Source organism: Acinetobacter sp. YH12068_T, from assembly GCF_024606005.1.
GTDB classification, from domain to species: Bacteria; Pseudomonadota; Gammaproteobacteria; order Pseudomonadales; family Moraxellaceae; genus Acinetobacter; species Acinetobacter amyesii.
Window position 1 is genome coordinate 2944939 of sequence record NZ_CP094555.1, and the last position, 18866, is coordinate 2963804.

General features: G+C 43.0%; 12 protein-coding genes. 8 read left to right on the forward strand and 4 right to left on the reverse strand.

Annotated elements, in window-relative coordinates:
- Positions 1–154: 154 nt before the first annotated feature.
- Entirely contained in the window at positions 155–3925 is a 3771-nt protein-coding gene (locus MST18_RS14040; protein WP_180132736.1) for a UvrD-helicase domain-containing protein, read from the reverse strand.
- Positions 3922–7707 (reverse strand): exodeoxyribonuclease V subunit gamma, encoded by a 3786-nt coding sequence (locus MST18_RS14045; RefSeq protein ID WP_180132737.1) that lies wholly within the window; start codon positions 7705–7707, stop codon positions 3922–3924. The genes MST18_RS14040 and MST18_RS14045 overlap by 4 nt, the downstream gene beginning before the upstream one ends.
- 179 nt (positions 7708–7886) lie before the next feature.
- Between MST18_RS14045 and MST18_RS14050 the strand changes: the two genes are divergently transcribed.
- Positions 7887–8408, forward strand: coding sequence for a hypothetical protein (locus MST18_RS14050; protein WP_180024754.1), 522 nt, complete (start codon positions 7887–7889; stop codon positions 8406–8408).
- 141 nt (positions 8409–8549) lie between these two features.
- Here MST18_RS14050 and MST18_RS14055 read toward each other — a convergent pair whose 3' ends face one another.
- On the reverse strand, positions 8550–9968 hold the full coding sequence (locus MST18_RS14055; RefSeq protein WP_180132738.1) for a phosphate--AMP phosphotransferase: 1419 nt from the start codon (positions 9966–9968) through the stop codon (positions 8550–8552).
- 205 nt (positions 9969–10173) lie between these two features.
- Here MST18_RS14055 and MST18_RS14060 point away from each other — a divergent pair, with 205 nt between their 5' ends.
- The 7 genes from MST18_RS14060 to MST18_RS14090 all read left to right on the forward strand — a co-directional run bounded on the left by MST18_RS14060 (position 10174) and on the right by MST18_RS14090 (position 16462).
- Positions 10174–10887 carry a hypothetical protein gene (locus tag MST18_RS14060; RefSeq protein ID WP_111885630.1) on the forward strand — a complete coding sequence of 238 codons (714 nt, stop codon included), beginning with the start codon at positions 10174–10176 and terminating at the stop codon, positions 10885–10887.
- Positions 10888–11113: 226 nt separating this feature from the next.
- Complete coding sequence (gene ubiE, locus MST18_RS14065) at positions 11114–12058, forward strand: bifunctional demethylmenaquinone methyltransferase/2-methoxy-6-polyprenyl-1,4-benzoquinol methylase UbiE (protein ID WP_078192823.1); 945 nt, start codon at positions 11114–11116, stop codon at positions 12056–12058.
- 16 nt (positions 12059–12074) lie between these two features.
- Positions 12075–12743 carry an SCP2 domain-containing protein gene (locus MST18_RS14070; protein ID WP_180132739.1) on the forward strand — a complete coding sequence of 223 codons (669 nt, stop codon included), beginning with the start codon at positions 12075–12077 and terminating at the stop codon, positions 12741–12743.
- Positions 12744–12761: 18 nt separating this feature from the next.
- Complete coding sequence (locus MST18_RS14075) at positions 12762–14381, forward strand: AarF/ABC1/UbiB kinase family protein (RefSeq protein WP_180132740.1); 1620 nt, start codon at positions 12762–12764, stop codon at positions 14379–14381.
- Between the two features lie 100 nt (positions 14382–14481).
- Positions 14482–14889, forward strand: coding sequence for a hypothetical protein (locus tag MST18_RS14080; protein WP_180132741.1), 408 nt, complete (start codon positions 14482–14484; stop codon positions 14887–14889).
- 106 nt (positions 14890–14995) lie between these two features.
- Complete coding sequence (locus tag MST18_RS14085) at positions 14996–16075, forward strand: patatin-like phospholipase family protein (protein ID WP_180132742.1); 1080 nt, start codon at positions 14996–14998, stop codon at positions 16073–16075.
- Positions 16076–16147: 72 nt separating this feature from the next.
- On the forward strand, positions 16148–16462 hold the full coding sequence (locus MST18_RS14090; protein ID WP_180132743.1) for a hypothetical protein: 315 nt from the start codon (positions 16148–16150) through the stop codon (positions 16460–16462).
- 69 nt (positions 16463–16531) lie between these two features.
- Here the strand turns inward: MST18_RS14090 and MST18_RS14095 are convergent, their stop codons facing one another.
- Complete coding sequence (locus MST18_RS14095; protein ID WP_180132744.1) at positions 16532–18712, reverse strand: SulP family inorganic anion transporter; 2181 nt, start codon at positions 18710–18712, stop codon at positions 16532–16534.
- Positions 18713–18866 lie beyond the last annotated feature (154 nt).

An 18866-nucleotide genomic window follows, 5' to 3' on the forward strand; every position in this document is an offset into this window, starting at 1 on the left:
ACTAAAACCTGCGTTTCTACAGTATTTTCTTGTCCCGCGTGCAAAGGCTGTGCTGATAAGGCTTCTTGATCATTTTCCACACAGTTATCCTCAAACTTATCCACAATGCAACTTATTGTTTCAGCGTGAATATTTTTATCTTTTTCGTGCTTATTCACGTTTTAGCCACAACCTTTTCGCTCAATATTGCATCGAGGTTTTGAATGAATGTATCCGCCGGCTTCCAGTGATATACCCCACGATCGGACTGTCCATCCATACCGCGAAGATACAAATAACTCGCCCCACCCAAATGCTGCTTCATGTCATAGTCTTTCATCACGGCTTTCAAATAACGATGTAGGGCCACCAAATATAAAGCCGCCTGCAACCAGTAACTAGAATGACTCATACTTTCTCGAATATAGGCATGATTATAATGTGCGGTCTGATCGCCTAAGAAATTACTTTTATAATCGGCAATGTGATAACGCTGACCATCATAATATACCAAGTCAATCGACCCCGTCAGATAGCGTGCCGTAAACACATCATTCAAATCTTGTATCTGTAAATCTGGCTCATTCAGGCTTTCAAATAGCATGCGTATTTTACGTATTGCCAATGCACGATCCGCCATACTTAAATGAAAGTCCATTTCTGAACGGTATTCACCATCGTTTAACTGATGCAGGCTAAAACCATCATGCAACGGTGTATGAATGATTTGACTGTACCATTCCTGCATTTCTTCAATCAGTTCAGCTTCGTCTTGTTCAGGGTTCGCCGTTTGCCCAAACTGTTTAATCAAATTTTGCAATATTTGCGGCGAATCAAACTCAACATCACTATGAAAACGCGATGCGATGGCTTTGGCCAACTTATCTTCTGGGGTGCTAAATCGAACTTTTTCCATCAACTTGTGCAAGAAACTTCCGGGCTTGGTTCCCTTTGGAAAATGCCGTTTGATCCAGCTAATTTTCTCTGCAGTTTCTGCTTCAATGATTTCAATTTGTTCCACTTCATCGGCAGCACTGTCTTCTGGCTCGGTCATGACCGCTGCCAGTTGGTCACGTTGTATATGTGCCTTATGCGTCGTGCGCGTGAGCGCGGTAAAACTGGTGGTTTCCCGTGGATAAAAATGGCTGTTGGGAATTTCTTCCGCGTCTAATACAACAGTTTCAACCTGAGTCTGAGTCAAAATTGGTGGTGCTGCACGCAAAACATCAGCATCCACACTTTCTGCATGTTGGAACAGATCAGGTTCGCTTCCACGCCAAAAAGTCAGTCCTGAACGCGCTTCTGCCATTTGTTTCTTTTCTACTTCATGATGACGTAGCACGGCATAGACACGATAACTGGCACGGGTCAACGCCACGTACCACAAGCGATGATGCTCTGCTTCATTGCGCGCATCATTTTGTTGAATATCATCTTCGGGTAAGTCCGAAGACTTCACGGCAATCACACGTTCTAACCCAAGGCTTTTTTGCTGATTGTCTTTAAGGGAAAAATTCAAATTGCCTTTTTCACTTAAGCCTGCATTTGCTCCCAATAAAAATACACAACCAAACTCTAAGCCTTTGGATGCATGAATCGTCATCAGTTGCACCCCCAATTGCCCAGTCAATTTTCGCTCTTGGGTGCTTTCATTATTGATGCCTAAATTGATTTGGCGAATAAACCATTGATAAAGCTTATGTGCACCTGTGTAATGTTCACTTTGCTGACTTAATAATTCTGCGATATGGCGTAAATTCACCACTGTGCGTTCATTATCTCGACTTTGCCCAGCCACCAAACGCGTCCACACCTGAAAGACCGTCATGCAGCTATTCCACGCGCTGCGGAATCCTTGCTCATTCCAAATTTGTCGGATCTGTTCGAGTTTTTCGATAATTTCGCTCAGTCCATCTGCCTGCTGTTCGAGTGCGACCAGTTGTTTCAGATCAAAACCCAATAAACGGCTCAGCAGCGCACGTTTCACCTTGGCTTCTTGATAAGGATTTAAAATCGCCGTCAGCAAAGCGGCAACATCTTGCGCGACGGAACTTTTATAGACACTGTCCCGAGAGGCTTTATAACAAGGAACGCCCAGCTGCAATAAACATTGTTGCACTTGCTCTAAGTCGAAATGGTTTTGCCCCAAGACCGCAATATCGTTTGCTGTCAGTGCTCGCTGGGTATTGTTGTCTTGAAAATATAAATGTCCTTGCTGAGCTTGGTTGAGTAATGACTGAATCTGCCAAGCTACTTGTTCAGCTTCATTTAGCGTTTCATCCAAAGCCAACCAACGCAGCGGTTGTGGATTGACTTGATCATGATCAATCAACGGCGGATGCTCACGCTCACCTGCTTGAATCGGGGTGTATTCAACTTGCTCACCAAAGTCCATTTGCCGATGAAACAAGGCATCCACCACTTCAACCAAGTTTTTGACTGAACGATGGTTTTTGTTCAAGGTATAACAACGCCCACCCTTGGCATGAATGTCATGACGCGCTTTACGATAGGTCAGCATGTCACCGCCACGGAACCCATAAATCGCCTGTTTGGGGTCGCCGACCATAATCATACAACCCTGATGTAAGCACTCCTTGACCCGCCAAATACTGGATAGCATGTCATCTTGATCTTGGTTGGTGTCTTGAAATTCATCGACTAAAATCAGCGGATATCGTGCCAAAACATGAGCGGCAAAACTGTCTTTCCCTGCTGCTGAGCTTTGCTGTAAGGCTTCCAATAAGGTCCTAATTTGTTGTGAAAAGGTGGTTTCGCCAGCGTGGGACAACACTTGAGGTAAACGCTTTTTGACTTCCTGTGCCAAATAAAAGTTTAGAAATTGTTCTGCTTGATTGATATGTTCATAAGCATTGAGCACCGCTCGGAGTTGTTGCACAAAAGCATGTTGATAAAATTCTTTTGAGACATCTGGCTGCTCTTCAACGACTTTGTCTTTAAATACACGTGGCTTGAATTCAGTTTTATTCGGATCATAAAACAATGAACGAATGGCTTTCATTGTCGGTTGTAACACGTCGGACTGAGTCAATACCCCTTGGCTACCCGAATCTTCAAAGTGCTGTAAAAACTCGGGAATGCGTGTGTTAAAGGTGACAAAGAATGCCCCTTTATTAAAACGTCGAGCGTCGACAAGGTTCTTATAATGACTTGCGGCATCAAAACACGCTGCAAGTTCTACACGAGCAGCAGGCAGCATTTGCGCAAGCTGATGACACATCGCCTCAAAATGTGCCAAAGCATTTTCGGGTAATTCAGGGACACGTAAATCCACCGATGGGAAGTTTAGACTTTCCTTTACCACGCCCAGATAGTATTCAGGGCCTTTCAACTGATGATTCAACAGCAAATATTCAATCAAATGCGCAGGCTGCTGCTGAATCCAATCTCTTAATAAATCATGAATAATACGTTCAATATGTAGATCTTCATCTTCACTGATTTGCACCTGTTCAATACGACCACTTTCAAAGGCAAATTCACGTAATAACTTTTGGCTAAAGCTGTCCAAGGTCCCAACGAATAATTCTTCATATTGTTGTAAAACCACATTCAGCCGATTGTAAGCATAATCTAAATGATGCCCATGATCTTTTAGTATTTGTTGATACAAAGGGTCACTCAAACTTTGCTGAAGTTCGGCCAATTCATCTTGAGAAGCCGCTAACAGGCTATAAATAAAGTCACGGGTTTCTTCAATCCGCAGTCGAACCCGCGCTTTGAGTTCTGCTGTGGCTTTACGAGTAAAAGTGGTGGCAATGACTTGATTCGGCATATAGCGATCGAGAAAAATCCGCACCATCAGACTGGAAAGCGTATAGGTTTTACCAGTACCCGCAGAAGCTTCAATCCAATGCAGTCCCGTAAAGCTCATGTCTGCAATCGGGTTGGTGGACATTTTCATTGTTTGCTGTGGCTTGTTCATTTTTTCACCTCAGGCTTGATGACATTGAGTTTTTTTAGGCCGTCATCCGCCTCGGTATCCATCACATGATATAAACGTTCTGCATAATAACGACAGGACAATGCCAAAAGCTCATCTGCCGCTTGTTGCTGTAAAATAAAGCTCCAATCACGATGGTGGCTATTGGCTTCATTCGACTCCAACTCCACACCACCAAAACTATGATTTTTCAACCATTCCTCTTGAAGTTTTGCAAAATTATCTGGCATGAGTTGGCCTGTTTCATTTTCCACCCAAGTGCATTTTTCTTGGCGAATTAAGGCAGCAGGCAGCACCACAGGACGTTTTTGTGCATGTTTCCACATCGCCAGCCATTCACTGAGCTGTAGCTTGGCTTGTGCGGAGCTTAAACCACAACAAACTATACTTTTATCATTACAAATTACTTCACGACGATACGTCGCGCCCTCATCGCCTAAGTCTAAATAGCTCAACCACAGTAGATATTCGAGCCACGTTTGCGTCTGACGTTTAGGCTTTGCCCCAGACGCCATACAGCTTAACCAATGCATACTCTGAGAGTCTTCAGGCACGGTGATGCTCAGTATCAAATGCGGTTCAAGCTGTAAGTTTTGTAAAGTGGTCGCAGTTACACAACGTCCATCCAAACGCTCTAATAACTGTGCCTGCTCTTGTAAACTGAGCTTCCAAGTCGCTATTTGGCTATGTCCTACAGGCAGTACATCTTGGAATAATGCTATATCTGGTTCAGTTGGAGTCGTAGAGTTCTGATCCTCAGCTTGATTGACACGAGATGCAGGCTGCACATAATGCTTTTGCAATAATTCACGGACATGGTATTGCTGTAAACGGTCAAGTAATAAAGGCTCTTTCTGTGGTAACTGATCACCGGTATACACACTGGCCACACCAAGCGTTTTCAAATATGCCCGAGCTGGGAATACCACATCTTTAATCCATTCCTGACCATCTAACACCCTTACTTCTTGTGCATCATGCACTGGATAATCAAGGTTAATCCAGGGTTGGCGTTGTCCAGACTGATTTAAAATATGTTCCGCCACAGCAAACCATTGATCTTTATATCGTACGTTTTTCGACTGCTGAAATCCTGTCGGGTCAAATGGCTGCAACGGATAGATATGATAGAGCGGTTCGAGTTGCTCTGGAATTCGTAAGCCATCCAAATCCAACATGGCATCATGTGGCTGATCTAACTGCTGGGGTTGAATCATTCGAGCGAGGAATTGGCTAAACTCATAAATGACAGATGATGGTTCACGACTTTCACCTCCATTGACATCAAAGCCATTATAGAAAATCCATAAGGACTTTCGGGCAAATAACAAGGCATCTAAAAATGCACCTTTATCATCTTCCAAACGTGAGCGATCACCCAATACTGGCTTAAACACATCCATTAAATCAAAAGGTACTTTCTGATCACGACGTGGGAATTTTCCACTATCCATGTTCAACAACACCACCAGTGAAAATGGGACTTGACGGATTTTACCCATGTCTGCAAAGGTCACTGAACCAGTTGGTTCGATCTGGTCGACAGAACCATCGATGCCTTGTTGTATCTCCTTGAGCAATAAAGATAGCGGTAAATTAAAGCTATTTGGTAGCGACTCAACTTTTTCACTTTGGGCATTTTTCAGTCGTTGTGTCATTGCACGCATCACACCGCGTATGGTTTCAAATGCTCGACCACTGGCTTCAACAAAAGGTTTTAAATCTGCATCTAGCTGTTGCAACCACGCTTTGACCGTCTGTGCACTGAGGTTAGGATTAAGCCAATCTCGACGCGCACTGATATCTTGATAGATCTGAATTAAGGTTTGCACCAACTCAAAATCACTACTCTGCACCCCTGCGAAACTTAAAGTATTCTCAAATACGGCATGCTGTGGAATCGCAATCCCTAACGCCAAACGGTCTAAAGCAAATTTAAAGGTATAACGATAATCTCGGTCTTGCTCAGACAAATAAGCCAACATGTGCTGTTCATCTAAACCACGACGGAAACCGGCTTGAATTAGCAGTTCCATCATACGTTCCATTTGTACATGGTCGAGCTGATACAGTTCTTGCACCGCATTCAAATTCAACCAATCGTGAAAATCTTCTGCGGTAAAACGACCTTGGCTAATTTCAATGCGTCCAACAAAGGCTTTCCATGCATTTTGAATATCTTGACTAACCACTCCTGCAATTTTTACTGGGATATAAGGTAAATCCACAGCACTGCGACCCATGCCTCGAGTCGTCGAAAAGACCGTCCGAATATGCGGTTCCAGTTCTTTTAAATTTGGCACCAATACCAAGATATCACTCGGATGGCGTGGCTCTTGTTCCGAGCCTTCGGCCAACCAATGTACCAACTGCTCACGTAAAACTTCTAACTGACGCAGGCTAGAATGACAGACATGAAATTGAATCGATTCATCTGAACCCGCGAGTGCATATTGATGCTGTTCGGGCTCTTCTAGAGTCATGATGTCATATTGAATTTGAGCGAGCAGCGTTGTCGGTTCAGTATCTGGAAAAATATCTTCCCAGCCTTCGCCACCAGACATATTCACCAATAATGCAAAGTTATCCCGCGCACGTTTGCCTAAACGAGTCAATAATGAATGCTGTGATTCACGAAATTCCGCATTGGTCGTACTCAGATAGGCCTGAATTTGCGCTGTGCTGACATTAGGATTTCGTTCAATATAACGCTGTTGCAATTTTAGGTTATAACGATCTTTCCAAACAGGATCGACCATGTCTGCCCAATACTCACGCGATGGGTTGAAATACAACAAATGTACTTCGGTATACGCCGCCAAACGATACAAAAATTTGAGTTGTGCAGGTGGTAGTTCTAAGGTAGTAAAGACAAAAATCTGTTCAGGTAAACCGTTATAGGTTTGATGACGCTCATCATCATCGCGTTCATCATCCTCAGCATCCAAATCAAACTGCTGCTGCCGATTTTGCTCAGCATGCGCCAAGGCAAACCAAAATTTATTGTCTATTTCCTGACGGTCATTAAAATCTTTTTTGAATACTTGATGCCACAGCCAACGCTGCCACTGCTCTAGTTGTCGAGCCTGCGTCGGTAGATATTCATCAGCTTGTTCAGGTTTCAGACCTGTGAGTTGCATAATATTTAATGGCTGGTTATGACTCCACGCTTTTAGCCAGTCGGTATCGCAATGTGGACAAATCCATTGCTCAACACCTTCATCAGGGGTATGAATACAACTGCCACGAAAGGCCATGTAGTTAGTAAAAAGCCGGGTGACTTGAGCAGCGATCCAGTACAACATTTCTTGGCGCTTTTGCTCACGTTTTTTTCGATCTGAGAGTTGTGCTGTGCTGTCAAAAATACGCTGAACTAAGGGCTGCACGTCTGTCGGAATCTGAGCAGCATCAAACTTATCAGCCGCAATAAAACCGGCTAGAGCATTATAAATACGCCATTGCATAATCAATGGCGGCATGTTGATACCTTTAATTCGCTCACGGTCTTGTTTGTTAGGCAAGGCCCAATCGTAGGCTTTCCACTGCAACCCTAAAATTTTACGATGATGCTTAATATTGGCACTAATACTGATTTTTTCAGCAACTTGTTTTTCTAACCATGCTGCAATGGCTTGATCGGGTACCACGATATGCCGTTCTTGCAAGACAGATAATGCATTAGTCGACTGATTTGATTTCAATTTTTTGATTAGACAATCCACCAAAACTTCGATTCTTTGACTCTGAATTACATGTATTGCCATGGATTACCTTTACAGCCTGAGTGACCAACTACTACAAAACAACAATGATTATTTACTATACATCTTGGGCTGTCTATGCGACTTTGACAAGAGAATAGATTGCAAAAAATGCTTTTAAACAAGTATCTTAATGATACTTTATGAGAAAAAAACCAATCCAGTATTAAGGGTATTTGCTTATGAAAATTGATAACATTCCTGATTCCATCGACCCTAACTTAAATCTGGACATTATTCGCGCTGAATGCTTAGAGCTCGTTAAAAAACGTGCTTATTTTTCAGCAGGTGCAGCCATTATTCCTGTGCCATTTTTGGATGTGGTGATTGACGTCGGAATTTTGTCACAGCTCATTCCAGAAATTAATGCGCGTTTTGGTTTAGCACCAGATCAAATTAGTGTGTATGATCCAAAAACCAAACAAATTCATTGGACAGAACTGCGTAAACGTGGTGTCGAATTTTCTGGTTTAGTGGTTGCACGAACCGCGATGAAAAAATCGCTAAATAACATTGCTGCAAAATATATTACCAAACAAGTCACTAAATTTATTCCATTAGGTGGACAATTGGTGGCAGCCAGTTTGGGTTATATTGTGATGAAAAAAGTCGCTGAAACCCATGTAGAAGAAAGCTACCAATTGGCGAAGCGTATTCAACAGAAATTTCCGAACCAACCTGTCCCAACACCTAACAATGGTTAACGAAACGATGTATAGCGCATCAACAAGATTTAAGAATCAAAGTGATTTAAACCATAGATCTAAAGATGAAGTAAATCTGAAAATGAGCGAGTTTTGAAAATGAAGAAAAAAGCCACGAATTGCGTGGCTTTTTTCATAAAATCAATCTGCTTTCAACTGCGCTAAAATCGTTTTTAGCACTTGTAAACGAGCACTATGCTTATCATTGGTCGCAATCACATGCCACGGCGCATATTCTGTATTCGTGCGTTGCAACATATCTGCAGCAGCTTTGAGATAGTCATCCCAACGGTCACGATTCCGCCAGTCATCTGGAGTAATTTTAAAACGCTTATGCGCGGTTTCTTCTCGAGCTTTAAACCTTGCTGCTTGCTCATCCTTTCCAATGGCTAACCAGAACTTGATGACAACCGTTTGACTGTTATATAGGTCCCTTTCAAAGCGATTAATTTCATCGTATGCCCTCTGCCATTCAACGGTATTAGCAAATCCTTCAATCCGCTCAACCAAAACACGACCATACCAACTGCGATCAAAAATCGTGATTTTCTCTTCAGGGACAATTTTATTCCAAAAGCGCCATAAGTAAGGACGGCGTAGTTCATATTTTTCAGGTGCTGCTATGGTATGAATTTCATATTCGCGTGGGTCTAACTTTTTAACAATACGTTTAATTGCTCCGCCTTTCCCTGCGGCATCCATCCCTTCAAACACGATCACCACGTTGCGTGAATCAAAACGTAAAGCTTCAGCCACCTTACGGCTTAATTTTTTTAATTCTTTTTTATAATCGGCTTCATCAGCGATGACTGTACTTGGCTCCAATAAAGCCTGTGGTGTTTTGGCTTGTTTCCAACGCCCTACCGCTTTAGTTTCATGTGTTGGACAATGTTTTAAAGTGCGTAAAATATACTGTGCAAATTGTTGATCACGGACTTGCTCATCTTCACAGTCGATAATGATCCAGTCATGACTAAAACGCTGACGTAAACGTTGCAAGTTGTCATATTGTTTTTTATTGCGCCAATCTAAACCATGCAATTTATGCCAACGCGCTTCACTCGGGTCCATTTCATCCAAACGTTTTTGTAAAGATTTCCAAGATAAATCGAACCAGACCTTAATCACATCGACATGATTATTTTTTAGGTCTCGTTCATAAGCCCGCATGTTCTCGACATATTCATCAAATAAGGTTTCATCCAAAGGCTTTGACACATGCATGGCGGTACTCAGTAAGTCACTGTACCAGTTTCCAAACATCACCATGATTTGCCCTTCGGCAGGAATAAACCGTGCATAAGACTGCCAAAAGGTTTGTTTTGGATTAAATATGATCGGGGCATCCGCTTTCACCCTTAAGTAACGTGGATCGACCCATTCACGGAGCTGTTTGACGGCCTCCCCCTTACCCGCAAGCTCTATTCCGCTGACTAAAATCAACACACTTTTGGCATTAGGCTGACGGCTGGTATTTTTCAGTTGATATTGCGCTTCAATTAGCTCAACCGAGAGTTGTTCTTCATCCATCAATTGAAATTCTGTTTCTTTTAAGCTCATGGCGGACCCTTGGTTTTATTCTGTTTTGAGTATAACCATGCCGTTCATCACACAACAATGCTTTCATGTATATGCTGAAATGCAAAATATGACCATTTCTGCAACAAACTGACTCAGATTAACCTGTAATTTCGTCACTTTGTCATAGCCCTAAGCTACAACACCCACTAAGATTCAAACATCTAAAAAATAATTGAGACACTCAATGTCCAAACTTGCAGTATTAGATGATTTACTTGAACTGTATTACCAGTTGAACTACCACAAAAAGCCAGAAATTTTACAGCGTTTACAAGATGTCCAGCAGTGGCAAAAACAGCGTATGCAACGCACACATGCCATACAATTTGCTGAAAAACACAATGTGCTGATGTCTGAATATTTTATTAATCGTTTATATGGCGGTCCTGATTTTGATGCATTAGCAGCACAAATTGCTCGTCTCACGCGCTATGCACACAAAGCTGAAAAATTGATTCCAGACAATGCTATAAAGACTGGTACTTCGGGCGTACAACTTGCCATTTTAGCCGTACAGCTTGATGAACAAGTGGCCATGCAATTATTAGAAGATTATCCATCCAATCTGACCCTAACCGATGAAATGATGCGCCAGACTTATCTTAAGCTTGATCAGGGCAAGGACCGTATGTTACAGCTGCAACTATTGGACGATTTAGGTCGTAATCTAGATAAATATATGCGCTCATTTATGGTCTATACCGCCTTTAAGATGTGCAAAGGCGCAGCAATAAAATATAACTTCGAAGTGATGTATGACTTTATGCAAGATGGCTTTCTCGCAATGAAACCACTTAAGTCAGCAGAAAAATTTGTGCGTGAATTTACCACTGTAGAACGTCAAATCATTGACCGTGTACATGCTGGAGACCCTAACCCGTTTCAGCCGGCGGCCTAACAAAATTATCATCCCCATTCAGCCCACATTTGATATAAAACAAACAGGGCGCTCAAAGCTGAATTCAGATTTTTTATAGGGGTTTTGCAAAGCAATTACAGCAGCCCCTTATTTTTTCTGTATATTATTCACAACAAATGCAAATGACTGCTGTATAACAACAGAGAATCTGTCATCATGCTTACAAAGCAACATTAACCCTATTTATAAGTTAGGAGTGACTCTAATGTCTAACGAGAATCAAACGCCTGTCCCTACACCTGAGTCGGCACAAAATACAGACAAAGCGAGTCCATTCTTAACTGAACCTTTACCACAAGGGACAGCGCAAGGTCAGCAACAATCTTTAGAACAACGTCTGACCGACACACCTGTGACAGGTTCAGTACCCAAATATAATCTGCCACGTGGCGCGAACACAGGTAATGTTGGGCCAACCACACACTTTGGTTATCAGACCGTGAGCAGCGAAGACAAAGCGCAAAAAGTCGCGGAAGTTTTCCACTCAGTGGCTGCGAAATACGACATCATGAATGATTTAATGTCATTTGGTATTCACCGTCTATGGAAACGTTTTGCCATTAACATGTCAGGTGTTCGTCGCGGTCAGCACGTACTGGATATTGCAGGCGGTACAGGTGACCTTGCTAAAGTGTTCAGTCGTGAAGTTGGTCCGACAGGTCATGTGGTGCTTTCAGACATTAACGAATCGATGCTCAATGTCGGTCGTGACCGGCTAATTGATGCTGGTTGTACCAATGTCGATTTCGTTTTGGCCAATGCTGAAACTTTAGAACCTTTTGCAGACAACAGTTTTGACCTATTAACCATTTCATTTGGTCTACGTAACGTGACTGACAAAGATGCTGCTCTTGCTGCAATGTACCGCGTTCTTAAGCCAGGTGGTCGTTTACTGATTTTAGAATTCTCTAAACCGGTATTTGAACCATTCTCAAAACTGTATGACTTATACTCATTCACTGCATTACCAATTATGGGAAAAATCGTAGCAAATGACTCTGAAAGTTATAAATACCTTGCAGAATCAATTCGTATGCACCCAGACCAACGTACTCTTAAAGGTATGATGGAAAATGCAGGCTTCCAAAACTGTGATTATCACAACTTAACAGGTGGTATCGTAGCCGTACATCGTGGTTTCAAACTTTAATACTGCAGGCTGAACTATGTGGTCGATTCTCGCACTTGGTGCAGTTGAACGCTTAATTCATCATTTCATTGATCTGGATGCTATTACTCGCATCCAACTGAATGAATTGCAAGGCAAAATGCTTCGTGTGGTGATCGATTCACCACAGTTGTCGGTGGATGTGTTTTTTGACAATCAGAAAGTTCGCTTAGAACCGACGCCAACAGGACACTCTGAAACCGCATCTATCTTTGAGCAACGTCCTTACGAGCAGCAGTCAAGTACGACCGAAGCAACGGCGACCTTGCATGTCAAAACGGTCGTCGAGCTCCTTAAACTGCTGTTGGCTGACGATGTCGGCAATATCCCATTGCAAGGTGATTATCATTTATTGCAGGATATCCAACGCATTATGCAGCAAGCTGAGCCCGATTTAGCTTCGCATTTAAGCCCTTGGATAGGTCCAAGCCTTGCGCATGAAATTGGTAAGTTGCAACTTGCACCCAAATATCTCAAACGTACTTTACAAAGCCATTTGTTCTTTGCTGAAGACGCGTTAAAAGAAGATTCTGGCTTGTTTGCCCCACGTTGGCAGATGGATGACCTGAATCAAGACACACGAATTTTGAATCAAAATCTGGACCGTGCAGAAGCAAAAATTCAGCAACTGCATAGCCAAATTGACTCATTACAAGACAACACTTAAGACTAGGTAATTGCACATATGATTCCGCACGTTTCACGTTTACTCGACCTTTGGCGCATCGCTGCGCACTATAGACTCGACACGTTGTTTCCTGCGGAAGAATTACCGGAAAAAGCCCGTCATATTCTTTCTCTCATTCGTATGCACCCTGCGGCATGGTCAAGCCGCGAGCGTAAAAATCCGCTCAAGCTCAAAGAAGCCATGGAAGAGATGGGCCCGCTGGCCATTAAAATGGGGCAATTACTGTCTACCCGTCGTGACTTGATTCCACCTGAAGTTTTACAGCAATTGGTACTACTACAAGACCGTGTAAAACCTTTTTCGAATGACGTTGCCAAAATGCGTATTCAGGAATCACTCAAAGCGGATGTGAATACCTTATTTGCACGCTTTGACGAGCAGCCTTTAGCAGCAGCATCTATTGCACAAGTGCATACTGCAGCCCTGCATGATGGCCGTGAAGTCGTGGTAAAAGTGACTCGCCCAAATATTCGCAATCAAATTCTGGAAGATTTTGAAATATTAGAGTGGCTTGGTCAGTTCCTTGAAAAACGTCTAGAAGCCGCTCGTGCCCTGCATTTATCTGAAATTATTCAGGACTACCGTCAAATTATTCTCAATGAGTTGGATTTGACTTTAGAAGCGGATAACACCCGTCGTATGCGTCATTACTTCACTGGTTCAAGCATGATGTACGTGCCTGAAGTCTATATGGACTGCCGTGATGTCATGGTCGAAGAACGTATTACGGGTGTACCCATTTCAGATATTGCGACCTTTGATCGCTTGGGCATGGATCGTAAAGATTTAGCCGAAAAAGGGCTCACCATTTTCTTTACCCAAGTGTTCCGCGACAACTTCTTCCATGCCGATATGCATCCGGGGAATGTCTTCGTCGAAACCATCAATCCTAGCAATCCACGCTTTATTGCCTTGGACTGCGCGATTATGGGTGAGCTTTCAAAGCACGACCAAATGACCGTAGCACGCATGCTACTTGCGGTTATGAACAGCGACTTTATGCAGCTGATTCAAATCGTGCATCAAGCGGGTTGGATTCCACCGGGTACAGATCAAGATGCCTTAGCACGTGAAATGCGTCGCACAGTTGGCCCAATGGTCTCTAAACCAATGCATGAATTGGACTTCGCCGGCATTCTGATTCAAGTGATGGATATTGCGCGTCGTTTCCATTTAGAGATTCCGCCACAACTCATGTTGCTGCTCAAAACCTTGGTCCATGTCGAAGGTTTAGGAACTGATCTCTATCCTGAATTGGATATTTGGAGTTTGGCAAAACCAATCCTCACCGATTGGATTAAAGCCCAAATGAATCCTCAGAAAAACTTAAAAGAACTCGGACAAAAAATTCCAGACTTACTTTTAGGTGCGCAAGATTTACCAACCTTGATGATCGACAGTCTGAATGGTTTAAAAAATCAGTCGGCTTGGCATGCTAAACAACTGAATGAACTGCAAAGCATGCGCTTGCAAATGGAACATCAGCAAAAGCGTAGTTGGGTCTTTGGCAGTGTTATGGCCATCTTCCTATCCATAGCGATAATTGCGCCATGGTACGTTTCCATCGTATTAATTGCACTTTCAAGCTTACTTGCCATTTGGCGTGTGTTTAAATAATCTGTATTTAAATGATCTTGATGTATCCATAAATCCTTTAAGCCTTTTGACAATAAAGGGCTTAAAGCTATAAAAAAAAATTTAAATAAGGCTGAACGCCATGTCATACAGTTATTTAGGAGTACTGTATGGTCGAAATCCACTCCGAGCATGTGCAACGGCCTTGCTGTATAGTTTTTCGACCCTGCTCGATGTGTTGGTTCAATTAAATATGCACATGCCTTTTCTAAACTGGCAACCGACAGCCAACACCACCCTGTATCGGATGCAACATAGCGCTGCATTTTGGTGGATCATTCTCTTTAAGGTACTTCCCTGTTTATTCCTACTTTGTTTGCCACAGCAAAAACTGATGGCCGGGTTAAATTATTGGTTATTAGCTGGGGCCGTGGTTTTTATCATTAATCTATTTGCTTGGGCGGTCTTCCCTATGGCGACATGGGCAATCGTCTGCCTTAGTTTGTTTCAATTGCATCGGCATAATGAACAATTATTACAGGATTCGTGAGCGGTGCCCTAATATGACTGAGAAGTCATTTGTCGTAAGTTTCAGCCATTGGGTCTGTGCAAAAACGCACTAGAATAATTCTACGACTGTATTTTAAGCGACTGCCATGACTCAAATTTTGCAAAAAAAACCGCCTGCGCTCAATATCCGTGCTGGCCATTTAGCCCGCCAACTGATTGAGCAAGAGGGTTTAAACGCTGCTCAAGTGGATATCCTGCCCGGTGCTGCTGGTGGCCCGAAAGGCATTGGTATTCAAGGTTTAGATCAGGCGATTTTTGCTGACTTTTTGCCACGTGCGCAACAAAAGCGTACTTTAATTGGTTCATCGATTGGCAGTTGGCGCTTTGCCAGTATTGCTGCTTGGGGAGCTATCGAAGGCACGAAACGCCTCTCTGAGCTGTATACCAATCTGAGCTTTCATAAAAAGATGAGTCGTCAAGAAGTCAGCGATGTGTGTCGTGGCATGCTGATCGATTTGATTCAAGGTCAAGAAGCTGCACTGGTTAATCATCCTGATTATCACCTCACTGTGCTTTCAGTCAAAGCTCAGCATATTTTCCAAAGTGATAAAGCCCTGCCGCTGTTAGCCTCTGTCGCAGGGATCGTGGGCACAACAGCGCTTGCACGTAAACACAGTCGTTATTTCATGCAGCGTGTGATTAGTCAGCCTGTGTCAGGTCATCAATTTACCGTGGCAGATGATGGCTTTACCACGCATTATCATGCATTGACTCAAAATAGTGTTATGCCGTGGCTTATGGCATCTGCATCTATTCCTGGTGTTATGGCCGCGATCCGTGATATCCCTGATGCACCACAAGGCAGTTACCGCGATGGCGGCCTAATCGACTATCACATTGACCTGCCCTTCCAAAGTCAAGGCATCGTACTGTATCCACATTTCACAGATAGCATCACCCCCGGTTGGTTTGATAAATTATTTAAACGTCAGGCTAATCCAGACAATCAGGCGCGTACCCTGTTACTATCACCTTCACAAGAATACCTTGCAAGCTTGCCGCTTGGCCGACTGCCTGACCGTAAAGACTTTACCCTCAAAGGCTTAGACAACCAACAACGGATTAAAATGTGGAACCAATGTGTGGCTGAAAGTCAGCGTATGGGCGATGAGTTTTTGGAAATGGTTGTGAAGCAACACTTCCCAGCAGTCATGCAAGCACTCTAAGCGTTACAGTAATCTCTTGCGAGGGACGCTATAATCCTGTTTCAGAATTTTGAGCTTATTTAGTATAGATTTATGCGGATATTTTTAACTGTTTTGCAGTATGCCTGCATCGCTTTTGCACTTTTCCTTGTTTATCAAGTGTTAACCGCCTTGATCAGCGGCCAATACGATTTAATGGAAGTGGTAGCAGATGTCGGTACCATTTTAATTTGTATCGATTTGGCGGTGTTTTTATTTACCAGTAATGCAAAACAAGGCATTAGCATCGAAGACTATGCGAAACAATTGGAACAAAAGCCGTCAAAATTGGTATATGTCACCCGTAAATTGGGACATTTCGGTATTTTGCTGATCATTACCAGTTGGATTGTACCGATGATTCGCTAATGTATTTTAGTTCAATAAAAAGGATCATCATGTGTTCATGATGATCCTTTTTATGTCATCGGATTTTATTTATCCGAAGAAATTAACCCGTCCAGTTTTTACATCATACACTGCACCAACAATCGCCACTTTACCTTCTTGCACCAACTGCTGTAGCACTTCACTATTTTGCAAAATATAGCGGATGTTGTAATGCACATTCATTTGCGTCACTTGCTCTAAAAATGCCGGACTCAGCGTTTGTAGTTGCATCAATTCGGCAACACGCGATACAGACTCATTGAGTGGCCCCAGCACATATTGAATATGTGGCATACGCGTCAGGCTCTGAATCGATTGACCAGCTAAATGCAACTGACAAGCACTGCTAACCGCACCACAGTCCGTATGACCAAGCACCACGATCACTTTGGCGCCTTTGGCTTCGCAGGCAAATTCTAATGAACCCAAAACTTTTTGCCCCGCGACATTCCCCGCTATACGTAAACTAAATAAATCACCAATTCCAACATCAAAGATCATTTCAGTCGGCGCACGAGAATCCATACAACCTAACACTGCCGCAATCGGATGCTGCCCTTCTTCAGCGGTCACCCGCAGTTGACGATAGATATCTCGTTGCAAACGCTCATTTTGTACAAACCGCTCATTGCCTGCTTTAAGCAAAGCGAGCACGGCCTCTGGGGTCAAACGTTGCTGTAAAGCTGCGGTACTGATATCAATATCTAATGCCGCCTCCTGCGCATCGGCATAATGTGCCTTGAAACCAATCAACTGTACTTGCACTTTACGTTGCGCCGCCTTTTCCTGTTGGTACTCTTGAATGAGTTGGAAAATATCAGCATCCATATCACTCACATGTGTGGCATCAATCACCACTTGTTCGCCCCGATGGATATGTTCCAATGCCGAGATTAATGCCGACCGGTTGAGAAAACTAACTTGTGAAGGCAATTCAATCCGTGTAATCACCCCATGTAAATGATGCTCTTTATACACCTTCAGTCCCTTATTAAAATTGGCATATAAAATAAAGGCCGCACTACTGGCTAAACCAATCAAGATTCCGAGCAATAAGTCTGTGAATAAAATCGCCAGTAAGGTAATGATAAAAGGAATAAATTGTTTCCAACCTTTTAAATACAACTGTTTAAACAATTTGGGATGTGTCAGTTTAAACCCAGTGAGGATTAAAATTGCGGCTAATGCTGAAAGCGGAATCATGTTCATCAAAGGCACTAAACACAGTACGGCAAACAAGAGCAATATGCCATGAAAGATGGCAGAACATTTACTTTTAGCTCCAGCACTGGCATTGACCGAACTACGAACAATTACTGAAGTTAGCGGCATCCCGCCTATAGCACCCGAAACGACATTGCCGATGCCTTGCGCCCATAACTCTCGGTTGGGGGGTGAAGAGCGCTTATGCGGATCCAATTTATCTGCTGCTTCCAAATTCAATAAAGTTTCTAATGACGCCACAACCGCCAAAGTGATAGCCCCTGTGTAAATCAGAGGATTATTTAATGCGGTCCAATCCGGAAAGATCATCACATTTTGTGGCTGATCCCAAAGGTTAGGAAGTTGGATGAGATTTGATGGATGAACTGCAAAAGACGAGCCACTAAGCACCAACACGGCATTACATAGTGCAGCGATGACTACAGCAACCAAGGCTGAAGGCAAAACCCATTTTTTGCATGGGCTCTGTTCCCATAGCAACATCAGCACAAGGCTACCGATACCGATCAGAACGGCACCGATATCCCAATGCAAATCGAGCGGCTGTGACTGCCACGGCACAGACCATGAAAATTGGTTCAAGCCAAACAAATAAGGTATTTGACTCCCAATCAAAATCAGCCCGATAGCTGCCAACAAACCCAATATGACATTGTTCGGAATAAAGTTGGCAAAGAAACCGAGCCGAAATAAGCCAAATCCAATCTGTAAGATACCGGCAAAAACAATACACAATAAAAAGGCGGCATAGTTGCCGCCCAGTAATTCTAGCTGTACCAAAATGACTGCTGTTAAACCTGCTGCTGGCCCTGCAACACTGATATGTGAGCCACTCAGTGCCCCAACTAAAATACCACCGACAATGCCGGCAATAATGCCAGAGAGAATCGGTGCGCCAGAAGCCAATGCAATACCTAGGCATAGCGGTAAAGCCACGAGAAATACCACTGTTCCAGATAAAAAGTCGTGAATATGAAATCGATGTCGTTCAATTTTAGATGTCATCATTTTACCGTTTATAATAAATATCAAATAATTAGATGTAAGTATGTAAAGCCTAAAGTTTGTGACCACTTTATGGCGTGACTTATATTGTCTGACAATCGAACGATTCTATAGTGTGTTTTGATACGTGATTTGTGTGATTTTTACACTTTAT